Raw genomic sequence first — 18,392 nt, forward strand, 5'->3', positions numbered from 1 at the left:
CCACGCAACCTATGATCCATTTTCACGACCTCGCCGACGCATCGGGCGAGCAGATTCACGACTGGCTTGAGGCCATCGCGAACAACATGCGCCCCGCCGATCTCGACGAGCTACGGGCGACCAACCCGCTCCTGACCATCGGCGACCCTGACCCGCTTCTCGTCCTCACGATGTCGGTCATGAACAGCGCCGATGCGTGGGTCATCACCGACGATGACGAGGCGATCTGTGTCTATGGCGTGGGGCCGTCAGATGATCCGTCATCGGGGATCGTGTGGATGCTCGGAACGCCGGGCATGGAAAGGCCGAGAGCGAGGATCGCAATCGGCAAGGCGACTTATGGCGTCGTCGCCCGCTGGCACGAGCGCTGGCCCCGCCTCTTCAATTACGTCGATGCGCGCAACGGCATGAGCCTTCTGTGGCTCTTTCGGGCCGGGTTTGAGATCGAGGAAGTCGAACTCCACCACGGCCGAGAACGCCGCCCATTCTACCTACTCAGCAGCATTCAGGAGGGACCAATCCATCTGTGATCCCGTGACAATCATGACGACCATCGCAGTCGTCGGCGCGGCTACCGAAACCATCGGCCAAATGCAGTCCGCCAAGGCGCAGCAGAAAGCCATCGACGCCCAGCTTGCCACTCAGCAGCAGGAAATCCGCGTCGCGGAAGTCGCCGAACTCAACGAACGCCAGCGCGTCGCGCGCAAAGAGCAGGCCCGCATCAAGGTCGCCGCTGGCGAAGCCGGTCTAAATATCGGTGGAAGCGTCGAAGCCCTGCTCAAGGACAGCCTCTTCCAAAATCAACTGGCCAGCGAGCGCACCCGCCTGAACGCGGAGTCCCAGCAGCGCGCAGCCGTAGCCGAGGCCAACAGCATGTCTTCCCGCATCCAGTCCCCGACGATCCTCGGAGCCGGTCTCCGCATCGCGAGCGCAGGCGCCCAAGGCTACTACGGCGGCAAGAGCCTCCAGATTCAGCAAGCCAATGCCGCGAAGGGGCCTCAGTAAATGGTCGATCTTTCCAGACAATCCATCCGGCGCCAGTCGCAGGAGCGCATCACCAACAACCGTGACGCCATCCTGCCGACCCGGCGCGAAGACCGCGTTGACCCGGTTCGCATCGCCTCGTCGATGCGCGACGCCCAGCGCGGCGACAACCTCGACGAACTGCGTCGCTTCTTCGGCATGGCCGAGGACACGGCCAACGCCTACTTTCGCCACGACATCGCCGAGACGGCCGAACGAGCGAAGACGGAATACGCCGAAGGCACGACCGACGCTCTGGCCGGTGTCGATCTCGATCCCGAGAAGGCCAAGGCGACCGCCTATCAGCGCGCCTATTTCAGCGTCACCGCGTCAGCCCGCCAGACCAAGTTCGAGACCGAAACGGCGCAAGGGCTGGACGATCTGATCAACGACGGCGCGACCGTCGAAGACATCGAGACCTACATGAGCGAGCGAGCCAGCGGCTTCATCGGAGAGGTCAGCGACCTGTTCGAAAGCCCGGAGGTTCGCTTCGAAGTTGGCCAACGCCTCCAGCGCTGGTCCAACGAAGTCAGCGGCCGAGCATCGAGCGTCCTGCAAGAACGCACTGACCGCGAACTCTTGAGCATGACCGCTGGCGAGGTTCAGGCGGCGCTTGGACGTGGTGAGGGCATCGACCTTCTGGCCACCGTGGACCGCCTCAAGGAAGCCGGTCTGGATGGCGTCGCCGTGCAAGACGAAGTGGTCAACTCAGTCGTGGCCTACGCCCAGCAGACCGGCGATCTATCCGGCCTTTACTCGCTTCTCGACACCCGTCGCCCGGAAGACGTGGCGGCTGAGATCGAAGACGCACGAGCAACGGCAAATGCGGTCGCTGGACTGGAGCCTATCGACGGCTCGCCGCTCCCGGCAGTCGAGGAATCCGCAGCCGTTCCGGCGGCGTCCGTTCCGGCGCCCACCTACATCATGCCGCTGGAAGGTCGCGTCACCTCGGGCTTCGGCATCCGTCGCGCTCCGCTTCGCGGCGCCTCCACCGATCACGGCGGCATCGACATCGCGGTTCCGGTTGGAACGCCTGTGGTGGCTCCGGCCGATGGCGTCGTGGAGTTCGCGGGCAACCGTGGACGTGGCGGCAAGACCGTCATCATCCGTCACGAAGACGGTCGAACGACCGGCTTCGCCCACCTCGATAGCATCGACGTGAAAGCTGGCGACCGGGTGACGCGAGGCACGGCGTTCGCCGCTTCTGGCAACACCGGCAACTCAACCGGCCCACATCTTCACTTCTCGGCTCGCGACAAGGACGGTCGCCGGATCGACCCGCGCTCCATCATCGACCAACCGGCGCAAACCGCAGCCGTCGCGGCGACCCCCGGCGTGGAAATGGCGGACGCACAGGCTACCGCCGAACGCCGCGACCGCGCGCCGGGCGCATCGGTCCTGACCCCGGCCCAACAATTGCGCGTTCTCAATGCGATTGAAGGCGTCGAGGCCGACACCGAACGCCGCACCGAAAAGGCTCGCGTCGAGGCCAAGGACGACCTGACCCTCGACCTCTACAACCGCTCGCTACGCGGCGAGAACGTGGACGAGGCGATCCAGACAGCAGCGGCCAGCGGCATCCTCGAACCGGGTGAAGCCATGACCATGCGGGGCGCCTTCCGCAGCCTCCGCAACGACATTGAGAACGGTGAAGAGAACGAGGATTTGGTCCTGAACTACGCCTCGCGCTTTGCCGTGGCCGAACCGAACTACGCCGCCATCGGCGCCCAAGCTGACCGCGACTACAACGCGGGACTCTTCGGGACCGGCCGCAATGCGACCCGTGCCTATCTGGCGGTCAAGGAGCGTGTGGCCTCCGGCTCACGCGCATCATCTTCGGTCCCGCCGGAGGAACGTCGCGCCGCCGTGGTCGCTCGATCCTACGTCGGAACGTCCATCGGTCAGATCGTCGGCGAGGGCGCACCGCCCGCACGTCGCCGCCTCGGCGCAGAAGCCATGATCGAATGGGAGCGCCGCGTCGCCGCTGGCAAAGCCCCGATGGTCGCGGCCGACGAGGTGATCGCCGAATACACTCCCCGTCTCCAAGTTCGACCGCAGCAGGTCGCCGCCACCGGCGGCCCAACCCGCGCGCCCGGCACGACCAACACCACGGCTCGCACCGGCGTCACCCGCGTCGATAGGAACGGCAACATCATCCAAGGAGACTAATGGGAACCATCCGTTTCACCGGCCCTGACGGGCACCAGTTCGAGTTCGAAGAAGGAACCCCCGAACACGTCCGTCGCGCCTTCATTCAACGCCACTACGGCACGTCACCGGATCAGAACCGCAGCCGCCAATCGGCGGCTGTTTCCCTTTCCAATCCGCGCGACAAACGCTCCCTTGGCGAGCGCTTCGCCGACGTGTGGTCCAACACCGTCAACACGAACCTCTTTGCAGAGGGATGGCGGGCCGGTGCGGATGACACCGCCGACTACATCGAACTGAACCAACAGGGCCGTCACCGCGAGGCGATGCAGGTCAGCGACCGTTTCACCCTGAACCCGGTCCGTCTGATCTCGCGCCTCGTGCACAGCCCCGGTGTCCTGATCGACATGACCAATGACACCTCGGGAGTTCGCAACTACGCCGACGACATGGTGACGCGCGAGCGCGCTCGCCGTCAGGAGTTCGCCCGCGAGTCCAAGGAAGACCCGTTCTGGGAAGCTGAAGGTGGGATCGTCGGGAAGACTCTTCACGGCGCGGCTGCGCTGGCTGGCACCCTTACAGGCTCGGCAATCGACCCGACCAGCTACGTCACCGGCGGCACGACCATCGGCGCCAAGGTCGGCGTTCAGGCCCTTGTCGCTGGCGGCACGGACCTTCTGGCCCAAGCGGATGCGACCGGCCTGACGCAGGATCGCTACGATGTCATGCAGACCGTGATGTCGGCCGCCGCTGGCGCCGCATTCACCGGCGCCCTTGAAGGCGTCGGCTCCATGGTTCGCGGTCGCGGCCAAGCCCGCGCTCGGATCGATGCGGACCTCCGTTCCAACCCGGTCGATCTCCCCCAAACCTTCCGCGACGAACTGGATACCGTGGACGCCCTGACGCTCCCGGCGCTGACGCGCGACGACTGGACCTTCCGCCCGACCCAACAGGGTCCGGTGTCGGCCCTCCCGGCGCGTGTCGAACAGCCCCGCGCTCAAGGCCCTCGCATGGATGGTCCCGAAGTCGAGGCCGGTCCCGAGATCAAGGCCGAATGGACCAAGGGTATGTCGCCCGAACGGCTCAAGGCCGTCACCGATCACCTCGACCGCCTCCGGGGCTACATCAAGCCCGATCAGGTCGAACGCTTCGTCAAATGGGCGGGACGCCAAGGCGCCAATATCGGCGACGATCCGTCGCCGCACTGGAACATGGAGGTCTTTGACTTCGACAAGCTGGCCAACGAGCCGGAGAAGTTCGAGGAAATCGTCGGCGTGATGGCCGACATCTTCAAGCCGCTATACGACGCCGCCGGAGACGCCAAGCAGACATGGAAGTCGGTCGCGGATCGTCAGCAGACGTTCGGGATCACCGTGTCGGACGCCGTGAAGGCCCATGCCGACATCACCGGCGATCAGGGTATCGCCGCCAAAATCCACGCGCTGGAAACGATCAGCATCCAGCACACTGACCATCTGATGACGAAGATGGCGGACCTTGAGAAAGGTCTGTCCAGCGGCGTGTTTGACGCCAACATGGTTCGGGACGTGGCGGCCCAGCTACAGGCGACCGTCATGTTCGACGCCATGGCGGCCGGTGCGAAATCCGAAGTCGCCCGCGCGCTCAACATCATGAAGATGGCGAAGCAGCGCAGCCGGATCGTCAACGACCTGCAAGGCCAAATGGACCTGATGGCTGACGCCCTCGGCACCGGCGATCTCGACGCCGCGAAAATGGCCGAAGCGCTTAAGCGCCTCCGCGAAGCCTACGGCGACGGCGGTGCGCGCGCCCTGAAAGACGAACTCCGCAAGGGTCGTCAGATGGGGTTCAGCGACTACCTGTCCTACTACCTCGTCGCCGGGTATCTCACGACGCCCGCAACCGCCGTCCGCAACGCGGTCGGCTCGGTGCTTCACGCCACCATGACGGTGGGCGAACGATACATCGCTGCTGGGATCACCAGTCCGCTTCGCCGCGCATTGGGCGGCAATCGCACCTCGGCCGAAGGCGTCACCTTCCGCGAGGCCAACGCCTACCTCTTCGGCATCCATCAATCCTTCGTCGATGCGACCAAGGCCGGGTTCCGCGCCTTCGTCCATGCGGCGCCGCAGACCGACATCGAAACAACGGTCGGCCGCTACGCCATGGCCCAGCCGTTCGAGTTCAACGCGGCCCGCCGCGAAAAATGGAAACAGGGCGGCATCGGCGTCATCCCCGACATGGCCATGACCGGCCTGTTCGGAACGCTCCGCACCCTCGGTATTCGACCCTCCCTCGGGATGGACGAGTTCACGAAGGTCATGACCCGCCGGATGCAGATCAACGCTCTCGCCTCTCGCGAGGCGTCCTATCGTGCGGCTCGACTGCGCGGCAAGGATGCGGATCGCGTCTTCGCCAAGACCCTCGACGCGGTGACGACCCGGCCCACGGCCGAAGCCTTCGCCCGCGCCAAACAGGCGTTCGAGGAAACCGGCGAGACCTACGACCCGGCCAAGTCCTATCTCGGCGACACCCGCCTTGAGGATGCGGCCGACGTGCTGGCCGCCGTGGACATCCGCGAAATGGCCAACGACTACGCCCGTCTCATGGCTTTCCAGAAGACCGGCCCCGCCGTCGAGGCTTTCGAGAAGGCGATGAAATACATCCCCATCGTGAAGGCGCTTTACGTCCCGTTCTTCCGCACCCCGATCAACCTCGTTCGGGCTGGCATGGTGGACCGGAACCCGGCGCTGGCGTGGATCACGAAAGAGAACCGCGCGGCCTTCGCCAACTACTTCAACGCCCTCGACGGTCAGGAGAAAGCTCTGTCCCGAGGCGGCGCGGAAGCCGACATCGTTATGGCCCGGATGGTCAGCGGCATGGCCCTCATGGGGACCGCCGCGCTCCTGTTCGCCAACGGCGACATCGTTGGGAAGCGCAGCCCGGCCGAAGAACAGGACGGCGTTAAGTCGTATTCGATCCGCCTCGGCGGGCGCTGGTATCAATACAGCACCTTGTCGCCGGTGGCCGAAATGCTCGGCATCACGGCGGACCTGTATCAGACCATGCGTGACCGCGATCTCGCGGACGACCAAGCTTCGGCTCTGGTCGGCGGCGTCATGGGCGCCATCATGAACAACATCGTCAACAAGGCGGCGCTGCAAGGCGTCGGCGACTTCTTTGACCTGCTGGACCCGTCGTTCTCGACGACGGAATCCTCGCGCGGCACCGCCGTCACCAAGGCGGCGTTCAAGAAGATGGGCGACTCCCTCGTCCCGGCCATCGTCCGCAACGCGGCGCAGACCCAAGACCCGGTGATGCGCGAGGCTTCCGAGTTCATCGAATACTTCACCCGCAACATCCCCTTCCTGTCCGACAATCTCCCCGAGCGTCGCGATTGGTTGGGCCTTCCCGTCGTCCGCAAGGATCGGGATGGCGGCTGGATCGAGGGGCTTGTTCAGCCGATGCGGATCAGCGAGCGCGAAGACGACATGGTGCGTCTGGAAATCTCGGCCCTGTCACAGGGCGACCCCGATCTGGTCCTCGCGACCCGACCGGCCGCGCGCTTCAACAGCCAGAAGATCACGCCGAAGGAACACGCCCGCGTCCTGACCATCCAAGGTCAGGAGTATCGTGATCCGATGACCGGCCTGAACATGCACGAGGCGCTGTCGGAACTCGTCCACAGTGGCGACTACGCCAACATGAGCGACCCCCAGCGCGCCCAGCAGATCAAAGATACCGTCTCCCGGTTCCGGCGACTGGCGAACGCTTCGATCAAGCGCGGCGATTTCCCCGACCTCGCACCCATGCTCGACCGCACCGGCGCCGCCGAGGCGAAGGAGCAAGGCGAGGCTAAGGGCTGGGAGCCTTACCGCATCGAGAACAAGGCCCGGAACTACGGCGTCTCAGACGATGCGCTGGCGACGATCATGACGTTCGGCGCCGACTAAACACCAACCATAATCCAGCCCGGATAGCCCGGTCGCTCATCGAGTGGCCGGGCCTTTCGTCGTGGGCGAACGAAAGGATCAATGAGCTACCAAACCCGCGTCACCTACGTCGTGACGGGCGGCCAGCGCGAGTTCGACCTCGCCATCCCCTACATCGACAAGACCCACATCAAGGTCACGCTGAACGGGTCGTTCACGGCCTTCGAATGGATCAGCGACAGCCGCATTCGGCTGACCTACCTGCCCGTCGAGAACAGCATCCTCAAGGTCAGGCGCGAGACGCCGATCTCCGCTGCGCTCGTGGAATTCCAGAACGGCGCCACCCTCACGAAAGAGGAACTGAACACCGCCGTTCGCCAACTTCTCTACCGTCTGCAAGAGCAAGACGACTTCCTCAACGACAATCTCGACCGCGCCATCGTGCGCCTCGGAGATCACCTCGGCGTCGTCACCACGCCTGAAGCGATCATGGACGAATTGCTCCGCACGTCGGAGCTTGGCGACGATCTCCTGAACCGCTTTCGGGATGCGCTGGCCAGCATCGACCTGTCGGCCGAGCGCATCCTTGAACAGTCGTTCGCCCTCGCCGATCAAGCGTTCAAAACAGACACCCTCGACACCATCATCGCCAACACAACGGCGCGCACGGAAGGTCTCGAACTTCGGGTCCAGACGATCACCGATCTCGTGGACTCGCTGGCCAACCTTGAGGACGGCACCGGCCTCGCCACGATCATCCAGAACGAGGCCGATCAGCGTGTCGTGGGCGATACTGCGCTCGCGTCCACCCTCGCCCTGATCGGCGCGAAGAATGGCGCTAACAACGCCTTCGTCCTGAACCTCGACACTACCCGCGTCGGACCTACCGAAAGCCTTGGCCAGCGCCTTACGGCGATTACCGCCAAGGCGAACGACAACGCCGCCAAAATCCTCACGGAAGCGACGACGCGCGCCGACGCGATCTCGGCACAGGCGGATCGGATCGACCTGCTCGTCACCCGCGCCAACGGGTTCGACGCCAGCATCACGATAGAGCAAACGGCGCGCTCGAACGCGGACTCGGCGTTGGCCCAAACCATCGCGCTTTTGGGCGCGAAGAACGCCAACAACACCGCCTTTATCCTCGACCTGTCGAAAGTTCTCGTCACCCCTTCGGAATCGTTCTCGCAACGTCTGAACCAGTTGGTTGCGACGGCCGGAACGAACGCTCAAGCGCTCGTCACCAGTGAGGCGACAACTCGCGCCACGGCCGACCAATCTTTGGGTCAGCGCATTGATAGCGTCGGAGCGAAGACCGACGACAACACCGCCGCCATCGCCGCCGAAGTTACGGCACGCACGACCGCTGTGTCAGCCGAAGCGGCATCGCGTCAGGCGCTCGCGACCAAGATCGCGGGCGACATCGCGGCGGCGGTCCTAAACGAAGCGAACGCTCGCGCGGCAGCGGATCAGGCAGAGGCGCAAGCTCGCCAGTCATTGGCGACACAGGTGGGTCAGAACTCGTCCGCAATCCAGAATGAAGCCACGGCGCGCTCGACCTTGGCTGGAGCCATCGCCCAGCAGTTCGCCGTCCTCGGAGCCTTTCGAAATGGCCAGTCCGCATTCGTCCTCGACCTCAACAAGGTCGAAGTCGGGCCGGGCTGGACACTCGGATCGCGCCTCTCGGGGATCGACACGTCCATCGGCAACGTCTCGGCGTCCGTGGTCTCGGAACAGACCGCTCGGGCCAGCGCTGACAACGCCCTCTCCCAAGCGCTCCAGACCGTCCAGAACACGGTCGGGAGTCACACGGCATCAATCACGACCCTCAATCAAGTCACTGATGGTCTGAACGCTCGCTGGACCGTGGCCCTGAACTCGAACGGCCACATCACCGGCATCACCGCGCAGAACAACGGCTACTTCGGTTCGCTCTCGTTCGTCGCCGATGAAGTTGGTTTCGTTGCGCCGGGCGGCGGCACCCCAATCAAGGTCATGTCGGTCGTCTCGAACAAGGTTCGCTTCAACTCGAACGTCGAGATTTTCGGCGACCTTCTCGTCACCGGCACGATCAACAACACCAAGCTTACCGATAACACCGTCACCGGCGTTGAGGTCGCTTACAACGGCGGCACGATCACGCTGAACCACACGACGCCGACCCGCATCCATGGCGTCTGGATCAACGTCGAGAAAGCCAACAGCCCCATCGACGTGGACTTCAACGCCTACGGAACCTTCACCCACAATGCGAGTGGATCGTTCTCGGCCATCGTGCAGCTTGTTCGCTCGCGCGGAGAGACCGGCGGAACCGTAATCCAGACCGTCCAACTGAACGGTAGCGGCATGGCCAACGACACTTGGCAAGGCTCGCTTCCCATGAAGACCCTCGACCGACCGGGTGAGGGCGGCAATTGGCACTACTACGTCCAAATCTACTTCACCTCGGGCATGTCCACTCAGACGGTGACGGCTCGCTACGGCAAGCTGACCGAGATGAAGAACAACACGTCCTCCCTTGGCAGCGGCACCGGCTCCGGTTCGGGCGTCGGTAGCGGCGGATCGAGCGGCGGATCGAGCGGCGGCGGCGATGGTGGCGGTGAAGTTCCGCCCGGCGGCGGCGGCGGCGGCACAGACCAGCCCGTCATCACCTGACGAAGTGACCGGCCTTAACGGGCCGGTCGCTCGTCTAAATACAAGACCTTCAACAACATCAGGAGACGCATGTCCCAGAACCAATCGGCTGCTCAGCAGCACCAGAGCCTTGCACAACAGGAGCAAGCGCTTCTCGCTTCGCTCGGCCACCTCATGTCCCAAGTCGAAACCACGAAGGCCGCGTTGGGGAATGTTCGCGCCGCCATTCAAGGCGCCGAACTCGGCTTCCAGATCGCTAAGGACGCCGAAGCAGCCAAGGCCGAAGACGCCCCGGCTCCCCAAAAGGAGTAAGTCTGGATGAGCGGGCTGACGATCACCAATCTCGCCCAGCAAGTCCAAGACCTTCTTGATAAGACGAAGCAGCAGAACACCAATCTCGCTGCTTGGCTGGGCGGGTCCGCCGATGGCGGACCCAACAATGACGGCCTCTATCCCTTCGTGGATTTGACTGGCCGTGAAATCCTCGTGCCCGCACCGGCCAAACTCGCTGACACCGCTACCGGCCCGGCCGCGCAAGCCGTGGCCGCGATGCTGGCCGCGCAGGCATCTGAACAAGCCGCTGATGGTTCGGCCAATCGCGCCAACGAGCAGCGTGTCTTGGCGGAAGCCGCTCGCGGCGCCGCCGTGGAAGCGCGCAACCTCGCGCAGGAACACCGCAACCACGCTGGCACGAGCGAGGCGAACGCTCGCTATTGGGCTGAACTGGCGCAGTCCAAGGGCGAAGGCTCATCGGAAGATCGCGCCGTCGTCGAGCAGCTTGCCGAAGAGGTGGCGGACAACGCCGCGATAGCGGCTCAAGACGCTGAGGATGCAGCAGCGTCAGCAGCCTTGGCCGCGACGTTCGATCCCAACCTATTCGACAAGAAATCCGACACGCTCGCGTCGTCTCGTCTGGAAGGCATGATCGACCCGGCTCGTATTCCAGTTCTCGTCGGTCAGACGCCAGTCGTTTCGACCGGCGGTATTGCCAACCTCACGGCCAGCCAGCAGAACGACATCGGGGCGGGAACATTGGTTGCGACCATGGACGGCCGCCGCTGGGTTTACAGCGGCTCCGGCGCCAAGAACGTCGAAACCAACTACATAGAGCAAGGCGACGTGACACCCGTATGGTCTGTCATCGCTGACAAGCCTTCGTTCTTTCCGTCGAACATCGCCAATGTCGCCGGGCTGCAATCGGCTTTGGACGGCAAATCCAACGTCGGTCACCGCCACGGGATCGCTGATGTGACGGACCTTCAAGCGGCTCTCGACGCACGGTCCCTTAACGGCCACGCCCATGCGTGGGCGACTATCACTGATCGGCCGACCATCTTCCCAAGCGACATCGCCAATGTCAGCGGCTTACTGGCTGCATTGAGCGACAGGGGCAACCTCGCGGGGGCGAACTCGTGGACTGGCTCGCAGACCTTCAACGGCGGGATCACCGTCAAAGACAGCCTGACCATGACCGGCGCAGACCCGTATCTTCGACGGGACAGCAACTCGGCGGCTTGGGTTTTGGCTGGCGGTCAGGGCTGGACCGACACCGGCGCCGTTATCGTCCTGCACGGCAAAAATCATCCGACGCGACCGGGCGACATGCTGCTCTACGGCGTCGATGGCAGCGCAACATCCAACCTTCATATGGACGGTTGGAAGACCATCACCATGAACCGTCGTCCGACTTTCGCGGGCGCCACTCCGTGGGATAATTCGAATCTCGGAAATCCAGCGGTCAGGAACGGCTATAACGAGTTCCAGTCAGCCCAAGTCTTCGCCAATGGCGGTCGTCAAATCCGCCTCAAAACGAATGCAGGTTCGGCGGTGAACTATGGCCTCCTGCACCACATGGATGCGGACAACTATTACTGGCTGCTGACCAACAAGGACGATGCAGACGGCGAGTTCAACAGCTTGCGCCCGCTACGCATGTCACTGGCGACGGGCGACATCTCCCTTGACCGTCACCTGACGACGCAAAGAGAGCTTCACGCTTACGGAGACACTCACCTCCCGAGCTACACCCGACTCTGGGATCGCGCTGAGACTGGCTACACGGTCCTCGAATATCGCCGACAGGCTTCAGGCGGGGTGATCGGCGCTCATACCTTCGTCAGCGGGTCCAATGACAATCCCGCCTACAGCATTACGGTTTTCAAGAATGGCAATACGAACGACCGTTCCGACCTGATCCTCGACCACAGCGGCAACTTTCGCTGGCGGGACCAGCCTGTGTGGACCGGCCATAACTTCGCGCCCTCCAGCAAGGTTAGCTGGACTGATACGAACATGGAGGGTGGAGCCTACACCGTGGTCCGTCGAAATGGCGACGGCGGCGGCTTCTTTACGGGACGCCTCCACGCTTACTCGCAGACCGCGACAAACGATGTCTGGAACGGCGGCATCGAAATCCAAGAGGTTCAAAGCGTCGCCAACACACAAGGCGGTCACGCCTATGCCCCTGCGCTGACCTTCCATTGGAAGAACGTCGCTGCGCGCTCTCTATACATGGGGGCGGACGCTTGGCTCTATATCGGCACACAGGGCGACAAGGGCAACTTCGGCAATCTCGGCGTTAATCGTCTCTCGTCGGACGGCAACGAACTATGGCTCCAGAAAGCCAAGGTGACCAAGCTTAAAGTGACCGACTTTGGTGCATCCGTCGAAGGCGCGTTGCACGTTCGGGGTAATGACCTTGGCCTGTATGGCGGCTCGCCCACGATGCGCTTCATCGACAGCGATCACCGCTCGGCGATGGTCCACGTCAACAGCAACCGCTTCTATGTCCTACGAGGCTCTGGTGTGGCTGCGGAAGGCTGGGAATCCGTCAACGGCGGCTGGCCGTTGGAGATCAATCTCGACAACGGCGACGTTCACACCTGCGGTCAGTTCTACACTGGGAACAACTGCTGGGTTCGAGTCGTCGGCTCCGGCGGCATCTATTGGGAAGCCTACGGCGGCGGCTGGCACATGAGCGACAGTTCGTGGATCAGGGCCTACGGCGACAAGGGCATCTACACCCCCGGTCAAATCCGGGGCGGCACAGTCGTCGGCGAGTCTGATAAGCGCCTCAAGACAAACATCGCGCCGATCACGGACGCTACCGCCAAGGTGGAAGCACTCTCCGGCGTGACGTTCGATTGGTTGAAGACCGGATCGGCGGGCATGGGCTTCATCGCTCAAGACTTTGAGACCGTCCTCCCGACCCTCGTGACCGAGGACACGGACGGTATGAAGGGTGTCGAATACGGTCCTGTCGTCGCGCTGCTCGTGGAAGCTCTCAAGGAGACCAACGCTCGCGTGGCGGCTCTGGAAAGCGGGAGGGTCTAATGGCCCTCCCCTCTTCCGGCTCGATCAGCATCGACGACATCAAGGCCGAACTCGGCATCACGGGCGAACTGTCCCTGACGGACCAGCGCGTCCGCGATCTCGCGGGCATCCAGTCTGGCTCGATCATGCTCCCCAACGATCTCTGGGGAAAATCAGCCCGAAGCATTCGCATCTACATCAGCGGATACGAGCAAGTTCGAACGGGTTTTGGCGGGGCAAACGAGACCTATCAGGACAGAGTCACGTTTGCTGTTCAGGTCACGCCTCACGCTACGCCCTCGTCCTATCTGTGGGGCAACGACACCTTCGGTGAAAGCGCCACGGCGGTCTTCTTGGGTCCGTCCTATCAATCCAATGGCTGGACCTATCAAGCTCAAGGTCAAGCCTACGTCTCGGTCGTCATTGGCGGCCAAACCTTCGAAGCCGCGCTCGATTTCCAATACACGGCGGGCAGCGACATCTAACTCCCATCAACAATCGAAAGGGCCAATGGACCCCACCAACTCTCAATCCAATCCAGACCCAGCGCTGGTCCTGATCCTCGGTCGGATCGAAGGCCAGCTTGGCACCTACATCAAGTTCATGGAGACCTTGCAGGAGAAGCACGACAGCCTCGAAACGCGCGTTCGCGGGCTGGAGAACGCCAAGTTCTGGCTCATCGGTCTCGGCGCCGCCGCTGGCGGAATCCTCGGCTTTGTCGTGGACCTGCTGAAATGAGCGGGCGCGCTTCTGAAAAGGCGATGGATCAACTCCACGCCGCCGTCGCGCTGCTCCTGTCAAACGAACTGGACCGCGCATCCTTCCGCGCCGAATCCAAACCTGACGATCCCAGCGCTGCGATCTCGCCCCAACTGCTGTCGCAAGCGATCAAGTTCCTCAAGGACAACGGCGTCAGCGCGCCGGTCGGATCGTCGCGCGTCGCCGATCTGGAATCGAAGCTCCGAGACCTCGATCTCGACGACGAGATTCTGAACAACCTGACGCCGCAATAACCCAAGCCCCTCGCTCGCCGACCGCTCGCCTTCACCGGCGGGCGGCTGGGCTGGCGCACCTCTCATCTGAAACTGAAGCCCAAATCCCCGTCGCTGCGCGATGTGCTGCGACAGTCGTTCATCGCCTTCGTCCGCTACGTCTGGAAGTTCGTTCTCGGCCTCCCCAAGCCGACCCGCATCCAAGAGGACATCGCTCGCTATCTGGAGAGCGGCCCGAGCCGCCGCGCTATCGAAGCGCTGCGCGGCATCGGCAAGTCCTTCATCACCTGTTCCTACTCGGTCTGGCGCCTGTGGCTCGATCCGCAGAAGACGGTTCTGATCGTCTCGGCAGGTGAGAGCGGGGCCGCCGACAACGCCAACCTCATCAAGTCGATCATCTTCCACGAGGCCGGTGACGGTCTGTGGGATGAACTGCGTCCGCGCCGCGAACAGCGATCCTCCACGCTGGCGTTCGACGTTGGCCCCGCGCTTTCGAACAAGCAGCCTTCCGTGAAATGCCTCGGCATCACCGGCCAGCTTGCGGGCAACCGCGCCGACATCATCATCGCCGACGACGTTGAGAACCAGCGGAACTCTGCGACCGAGGATCAGCGCGACAAGCTGCGCCACGCCACGTCCGAGTTCGGCAAGATCATCAAGCCGCTCGACACCTCCGAGATCATCTATCTCGGCACCCCGCAGACCGAAGAGTCGATCTACAACGACCTCACAAAACGCGGATACGAAATCCGCATCTGGCCCGCCCGCTATCCCCTCAAGGCGAAGCTGGCAAACTACGGCGACAGCCTCGCACCGATGCTCCGCGCCGACATCGAGAAGTGCGGGACGCTCTGCGATCCGACCGGCCTCTCGCTGCTGGGCGGCGCCCCCACCGATCCTGACCGCTTCACCGACGCCAAGCTGCTCGAAAGCGAAATGGACGGCACGGCGGCCGAGTTCATGTTGCAGATGATGTTGGACACCAGCCTGTCCGACGCCGAGCGCTTCCCTTTGAAGACGAGCGACTTGATCGTCATGAACGTAGACAAGAGCCGGGCGCCCGTCGCGCTGGCCTACGCCTCGTCAGACGACAAGCAGATCAAAGACCCCATGCTCCCGAACGTCGGCTTCACCGGCGACAGGTTCTACGGTCCATGGAACGTCAGTGAGCATTGGGCCGACTACACCGGCGCCGTCATGCACATCGACCCGGCCGGGAGCGGGGCTGACGAGACGGCATTCGTCGTCACCAAGTTCCTCAACGGCAAGGTCTACGTCACCAAGTGGGGCGGCATAGCCGGAGACGGCGGCTCGCCGGAAACCCACGCCAAGCTGGCGGCCATCGCGGCTGAACAGGAAGTCCGTTCGGTCATCGTCGAAGACAACTTCTCGGATGGCATGTTCCGCCGTCTGCTGACGCCTGTCGTCCTCGCCAAGCACACCACCAAATGGCGGTGCAGCGTCGAGGGCGTGAAGGTCTCCGGCATGAAAGAGAAGCGGATCGTCGGGGCGCTGGAGCCGGTCATGAAGCAACATCGTCTCGTGATCGACCGCGAGGTTCTGAAGCTCGATCTGGCCATGCCCGACCGGGTTAAGTCCGGTGTTTTCCAGATGACCCACATGACCGCCCAGCGGGGCGCCTTGAAGCACGACGACCGGATCGACGTGCTGGCCTTGGCCGTGGACTACTGGAAGCAGCACATGGCCGTGGACGAGGCTCAAGCCGAGGCAGAGCATCGCAAGAAGCTGGATCGCGAGTTCGAAAAACGCTTCTTCGAAGGCACGGCCATAAGCCCGCTATTGAACAAAACAAGCCGGGTTCGCGGCGCTGGGCGGCGGATTCATTAGGCCGCGAGCCGACAGTGAGTGACGGTCACACTGTCCATCAAAGCAGCGACGGATGGAGGTGCGAGGGCGTCCTTGATCCGCTCACCCAACCAACGCGCATCCGGCACGGCCACGGCGTTGCCGATCATGCTGTTCCGGCTTCGGTCGGACACGCCCGCGACCTTGGTCCAGTCGTCAGGCAGTCCCATCAAGCGCTCGCGGTCCAAAGGCCCGAGCCGCAGCCATTCGCCGTCGATCATGACCCCGGAAAGGTTGTTTTGACCGCCGTGCGCCTTGAGGGTGAACGCGACATCTTCATCCCACTTCGGGGTCTGATCGCCGTTGAACCACATCAGAGATCGGCCAGCAGCGAGGCGTCGGGTTTCTTCTGCGCGGAGTTCGCGAAGTTGCGCCTGATCGTAGCCCGGACTTCCGCGCTCAAAGATGATCGCGAGGGGATCGGGGCCGTCGAGAGGACACGCCACAAGGAACACACGCTCGCGTCGTTGCGCCAGACCCGCGTATTGGGCGTCGAAGGTCCGCCACGCGACGCGGCGGCGGGGTCCACACACAACACCAGCGTTCGTCCACCGGCGCCCTGCCGCGACGAGCGGCTGATCTTCTCCAACGAGTTCAGCAAGCAAGGCTCCAAAAGTTTCTCCATCATCGACGTTGAGGATGCCCGTGACGTTCTCCAGAACAAACACAGGCGCCGCGATCTCATCCGCGATCTTCACAGCGGTCAGGGTCAGGTTGCCACGAGGGTCCAAAAGGCCCTGCCGTTTGCCATTCCGGCTATGCGACTGGCAGGGCGTAGACGCCCACAGGACATCAACCTGACCGCGCCATTGACGACCGTCGATCAACGTCATGTCTCCGACGTTCGGGACGGTTGGGTAATGGCGGGACAGAACCTTACACTGATCGCGCCCGACCTCGGATACGAATACCGGCTGATAGCCCAGCGACTCCCAAGCCTGACCTACTGATTCGATCCCGCTGCATAGCGTCGCGAAGCGGAGACCGGTGTCGTTCGAGGCCGGGGGCAGCGACGCCCGGAACGCCGCGCGCTTGGCTTCCATGATCCTGTCGTCAATCGACTGAGGCGCCGTTGTCTCGATGCAGACCTCGGAGGCGGCTTCGCGGATGCGCTGGACGGCCGCCTCGTAGAACCTCGGCTCAAGCTCGATCCCGATGAAGCTCCGACCAGCCGCCAGCGCCGCGACGCCCGTGGTCCCCGATCCCATCGTGTTGTCGAGGACCACATCGCCGGGGTTCGAGTAGGTCCGCACGATCCATTCGAACAGTTCGACAGGCTTCTGCGTGTTGTGAACCGGATTGCCGACAGATGCGAAATGCTGGACCGAGCGCGGATAGTTGGTGTGGGTCTGCTCCCATTCCACCGGATGCTCCGGGTCCGCGTAACTATCGTAGAGCGCGCTGATCCCCACCGCCTTGCGCGGCTTCGGCTGATCGAGCGGGACCAAACCTTGCGGGTTGTAGGTCATTGGGCGGCTGGCACGAACGCCGATCCCGCCCTTGGAAAAGACGAGGATGTCTTCATGAGCCGACATCGGACGGTAGGCCGCTTGCATCGGACAAGTCACGCGCGATTTTGCCCAGACCAGACCGTATTTGTAGAGGTCCGGTGCGGCCATCATGTGCCGAGCCGTGAACATCCCGGCCGTCGTCATGACGACAGAACCGGCGGGTTTCAAAATGCGCCGATACTCGGCCCACAGCCTGTCCATCGGCAGCGCTTTGTCCCAACCTGACTTCATCGCGCCGTAAGGAAGATCGGTCGCGATCAGGTCCACCGATCCGTCAGGGATCGAGGCCATCAGGTCGAGGCAGTCGCCCTTCCAAAGGCGGGCAATCAGGGTCAAGTGGGCGTCTCCTAAGCAGCGATAGATGTCTATCAAGCTGCCATAGGTCGCCCGATTGTCGAGCATATTTGCTCATATTTTTCCGCGCTTTAGGCGAAAGGCCGAGCTACGAGGCCACCGCCCTTTCATGATTACACGAGATCGAAATCCGTCAACCAAAACGCCGGAGTTAAGCTTCGACCGGCTCGCGATCTTCGTCGCCGGTGGTCTGGTCCGTCACTTCTTCGCCGGAGCCTTGCGGGCTTTCACTTCGCCCAGCTTCGCAGCCGTCAGAGCCTCGACCTTCTTCGTGAGCGCATCGACGCTCGCATGGAGGATCGCGTTCGAAGCTTTCAGTTGGGCGACCTCGGTCCCCAACGTCTGCTTCCCTTCGATTGTCGAGCAGTAGCCTTCCTCCGGGCGTTCGACTTCCCACCCGATGCGGTTCAGCTTCAGTCGAAGCGTCTCGACATCCTCGGCGAAGGCGCGGCTGGAGACGACATTCTCGATGGTCGTCATGCGTGTGTTCGCCTTGGCGATGTGATCGCCCAACGCCGCGTTGGTCTGCTCGTAATTTTGGTCGAGGTCTTTCACTCGTTGCGCGAGTTTCGGCAGGTCGATGCCGCCGGTCAGAAGTTTCAGGATCATGCTGATATTTAGTCAGCAGCCCCCGCACACCC

13 protein-coding genes are annotated in these 18,392 nt (G+C 63.0%); 11 read left to right on the plus strand and 2 right to left on the minus strand.

Translation table 11 applies throughout. The annotated features are described in order from the left end of the window. Positions 1–11 precede the first annotated feature (11 nt). The 11 genes from ACOZBP_RS14410 (at position 12) to terL (ending at position 15,868) form a co-directional block, all read left to right on the plus strand. Positions 12–530, plus strand: coding sequence for a hypothetical protein (locus tag ACOZBP_RS14410; RefSeq protein WP_422677007.1), 519 nt, complete (start codon positions 12–14; stop codon positions 528–530). Between the two features lie 13 nt (positions 531–543). After that, positions 544–1,005, plus strand: a complete 462-nt coding sequence (locus ACOZBP_RS14415; RefSeq protein WP_422677008.1) for a virion core protein, T7 gp14 family — start codon at positions 544–546, stop codon at positions 1,003–1,005. After that, entirely contained in the window at positions 1,006–3,192 is a 2,187-nt protein-coding gene (locus tag ACOZBP_RS14420) for a M23 family metallopeptidase (protein WP_422677009.1), read from the plus strand. Continuing rightward, positions 3,192–7,103: a hypothetical protein gene (locus tag ACOZBP_RS14425; protein ID WP_422677010.1), complete on the plus strand. Its 3,912-nt coding sequence runs from the start codon at positions 3,192–3,194 to the stop codon at positions 7,101–7,103. Before ACOZBP_RS14420 ends, ACOZBP_RS14425 begins: the two co-directional genes overlap by 1 nt. 81 nt (positions 7,104–7,184) lie before the next feature. Next, complete coding sequence (locus ACOZBP_RS14430; RefSeq protein WP_422677011.1) at positions 7,185–9,737, plus strand: phage tail fiber protein; 2,553 nt, start codon at positions 7,185–7,187, stop codon at positions 9,735–9,737. Between the two features lie 69 nt (positions 9,738–9,806). Next, entirely contained in the window at positions 9,807–10,028 is a 222-nt protein-coding gene (locus ACOZBP_RS14435; protein WP_422677012.1) for a hypothetical protein, read from the plus strand. A 6-nt stretch (positions 10,029–10,034) separates the two neighbouring features. Then, entirely contained in the window at positions 10,035–13,049 is a 3,015-nt protein-coding gene (locus tag ACOZBP_RS14440) for a tail fiber domain-containing protein (protein WP_422677013.1), read from the plus strand. Continuing rightward, positions 13,049–13,513: a hypothetical protein gene (locus ACOZBP_RS14445; RefSeq protein WP_422677014.1), complete on the plus strand. Its 465-nt coding sequence runs from the start codon at positions 13,049–13,051 to the stop codon at positions 13,511–13,513. Before ACOZBP_RS14440 ends, ACOZBP_RS14445 begins: the two co-directional genes overlap by 1 nt. Before the next feature lie 25 nt (positions 13,514–13,538). Continuing rightward, positions 13,539–13,766, plus strand: a complete 228-nt coding sequence (locus tag ACOZBP_RS14450) for a hypothetical protein (RefSeq protein WP_422677015.1) — start codon at positions 13,539–13,541, stop codon at positions 13,764–13,766. After that, complete coding sequence (locus ACOZBP_RS14455; RefSeq protein ID WP_422677016.1) at positions 13,763–14,041, plus strand: hypothetical protein; 279 nt, start codon at positions 13,763–13,765, stop codon at positions 14,039–14,041. Before ACOZBP_RS14450 ends, ACOZBP_RS14455 begins: the two co-directional genes overlap by 4 nt. A gap of 102 nt (positions 14,042–14,143) precedes the next feature. Continuing rightward, the gene (terL, locus tag ACOZBP_RS14460; protein WP_422677017.1) at positions 14,144–15,868 is read left to right on the plus strand and encodes a phage terminase large subunit; all 1,725 of its coding nucleotides are present in this window, start codon (positions 14,144–14,146) and stop codon (positions 15,866–15,868) included. Here terL and ACOZBP_RS14465 read toward each other — a convergent pair. Together ACOZBP_RS14465 and ACOZBP_RS14470 are read right to left on the minus strand one after the other, a co-directional pair. Then, the gene (locus ACOZBP_RS14465) at positions 15,865–17,733 is read right to left on the minus strand and encodes a DNA cytosine methyltransferase (RefSeq protein ID WP_422677018.1); all 1,869 of its coding nucleotides are present in this window, start codon (positions 17,731–17,733) and stop codon (positions 15,865–15,867) included. The genes terL and ACOZBP_RS14465 overlap by 4 nt on opposite strands. 216 nt (positions 17,734–17,949) lie before the next feature. Then, positions 17,950–18,360 (minus strand): hypothetical protein, encoded by a 411-nt coding sequence (locus tag ACOZBP_RS14470; protein ID WP_422677019.1) that lies wholly within the window; start codon positions 18,358–18,360, stop codon positions 17,950–17,952. Between the last annotated feature and the right edge of the window lie 32 nt (positions 18,361–18,392).

The organism is Brevundimonas sp. NPDC058933 (genome assembly GCF_049315965.1).
Taxonomy (GTDB): Bacteria; Pseudomonadota; Alphaproteobacteria; order Caulobacterales; family Caulobacteraceae; genus Brevundimonas.

Bases quoted from the DNA above. Each gene is read 5' to 3' on its own strand.
- ACOZBP_RS14470 (WP_422677019.1), bottom strand. From the start codon at position 18,360: ATGATCCTGAAACTTCTGACCGGCGGCATCGACCTGCCGAAACTCGCG.
- ACOZBP_RS14440 (WP_422677013.1), top strand. From the start codon at position 10,035: ATGAGCGGGCTGACGATCACCAATCTCGCCCAGCAAGTCCAAGACCTT.
- ACOZBP_RS14420 (WP_422677009.1), top strand. From the start codon at position 1,006: ATGGTCGATCTTTCCAGACAATCCATCCGGCGCCAGTCGCAGGAGCGC.
- ACOZBP_RS14455 (WP_422677016.1), top strand. From the start codon at position 13,763: ATGAGCGGGCGCGCTTCTGAAAAGGCGATGGATCAACTCCACGCCGCC.
- ACOZBP_RS14410 (WP_422677007.1), top strand. From the start codon at position 12: ATGATCCATTTTCACGACCTCGCCGACGCATCGGGCGAGCAGATTCAC.
- ACOZBP_RS14430 (WP_422677011.1), top strand. From the start codon at position 7,185: ATGAGCTACCAAACCCGCGTCACCTACGTCGTGACGGGCGGCCAGCGC.
- ACOZBP_RS14435 (WP_422677012.1), top strand. From the start codon at position 9,807: ATGTCCCAGAACCAATCGGCTGCTCAGCAGCACCAGAGCCTTGCACAA.
- ACOZBP_RS14415 (WP_422677008.1), top strand. From the start codon at position 544: ATGACGACCATCGCAGTCGTCGGCGCGGCTACCGAAACCATCGGCCAA.
- ACOZBP_RS14445 (WP_422677014.1), top strand. From the start codon at position 13,049: ATGGCCCTCCCCTCTTCCGGCTCGATCAGCATCGACGACATCAAGGCC.
- ACOZBP_RS14425 (WP_422677010.1), top strand. From the start codon at position 3,192: ATGGGAACCATCCGTTTCACCGGCCCTGACGGGCACCAGTTCGAGTTC.
- ACOZBP_RS14450 (WP_422677015.1), top strand. From the start codon at position 13,539: ATGGACCCCACCAACTCTCAATCCAATCCAGACCCAGCGCTGGTCCTG.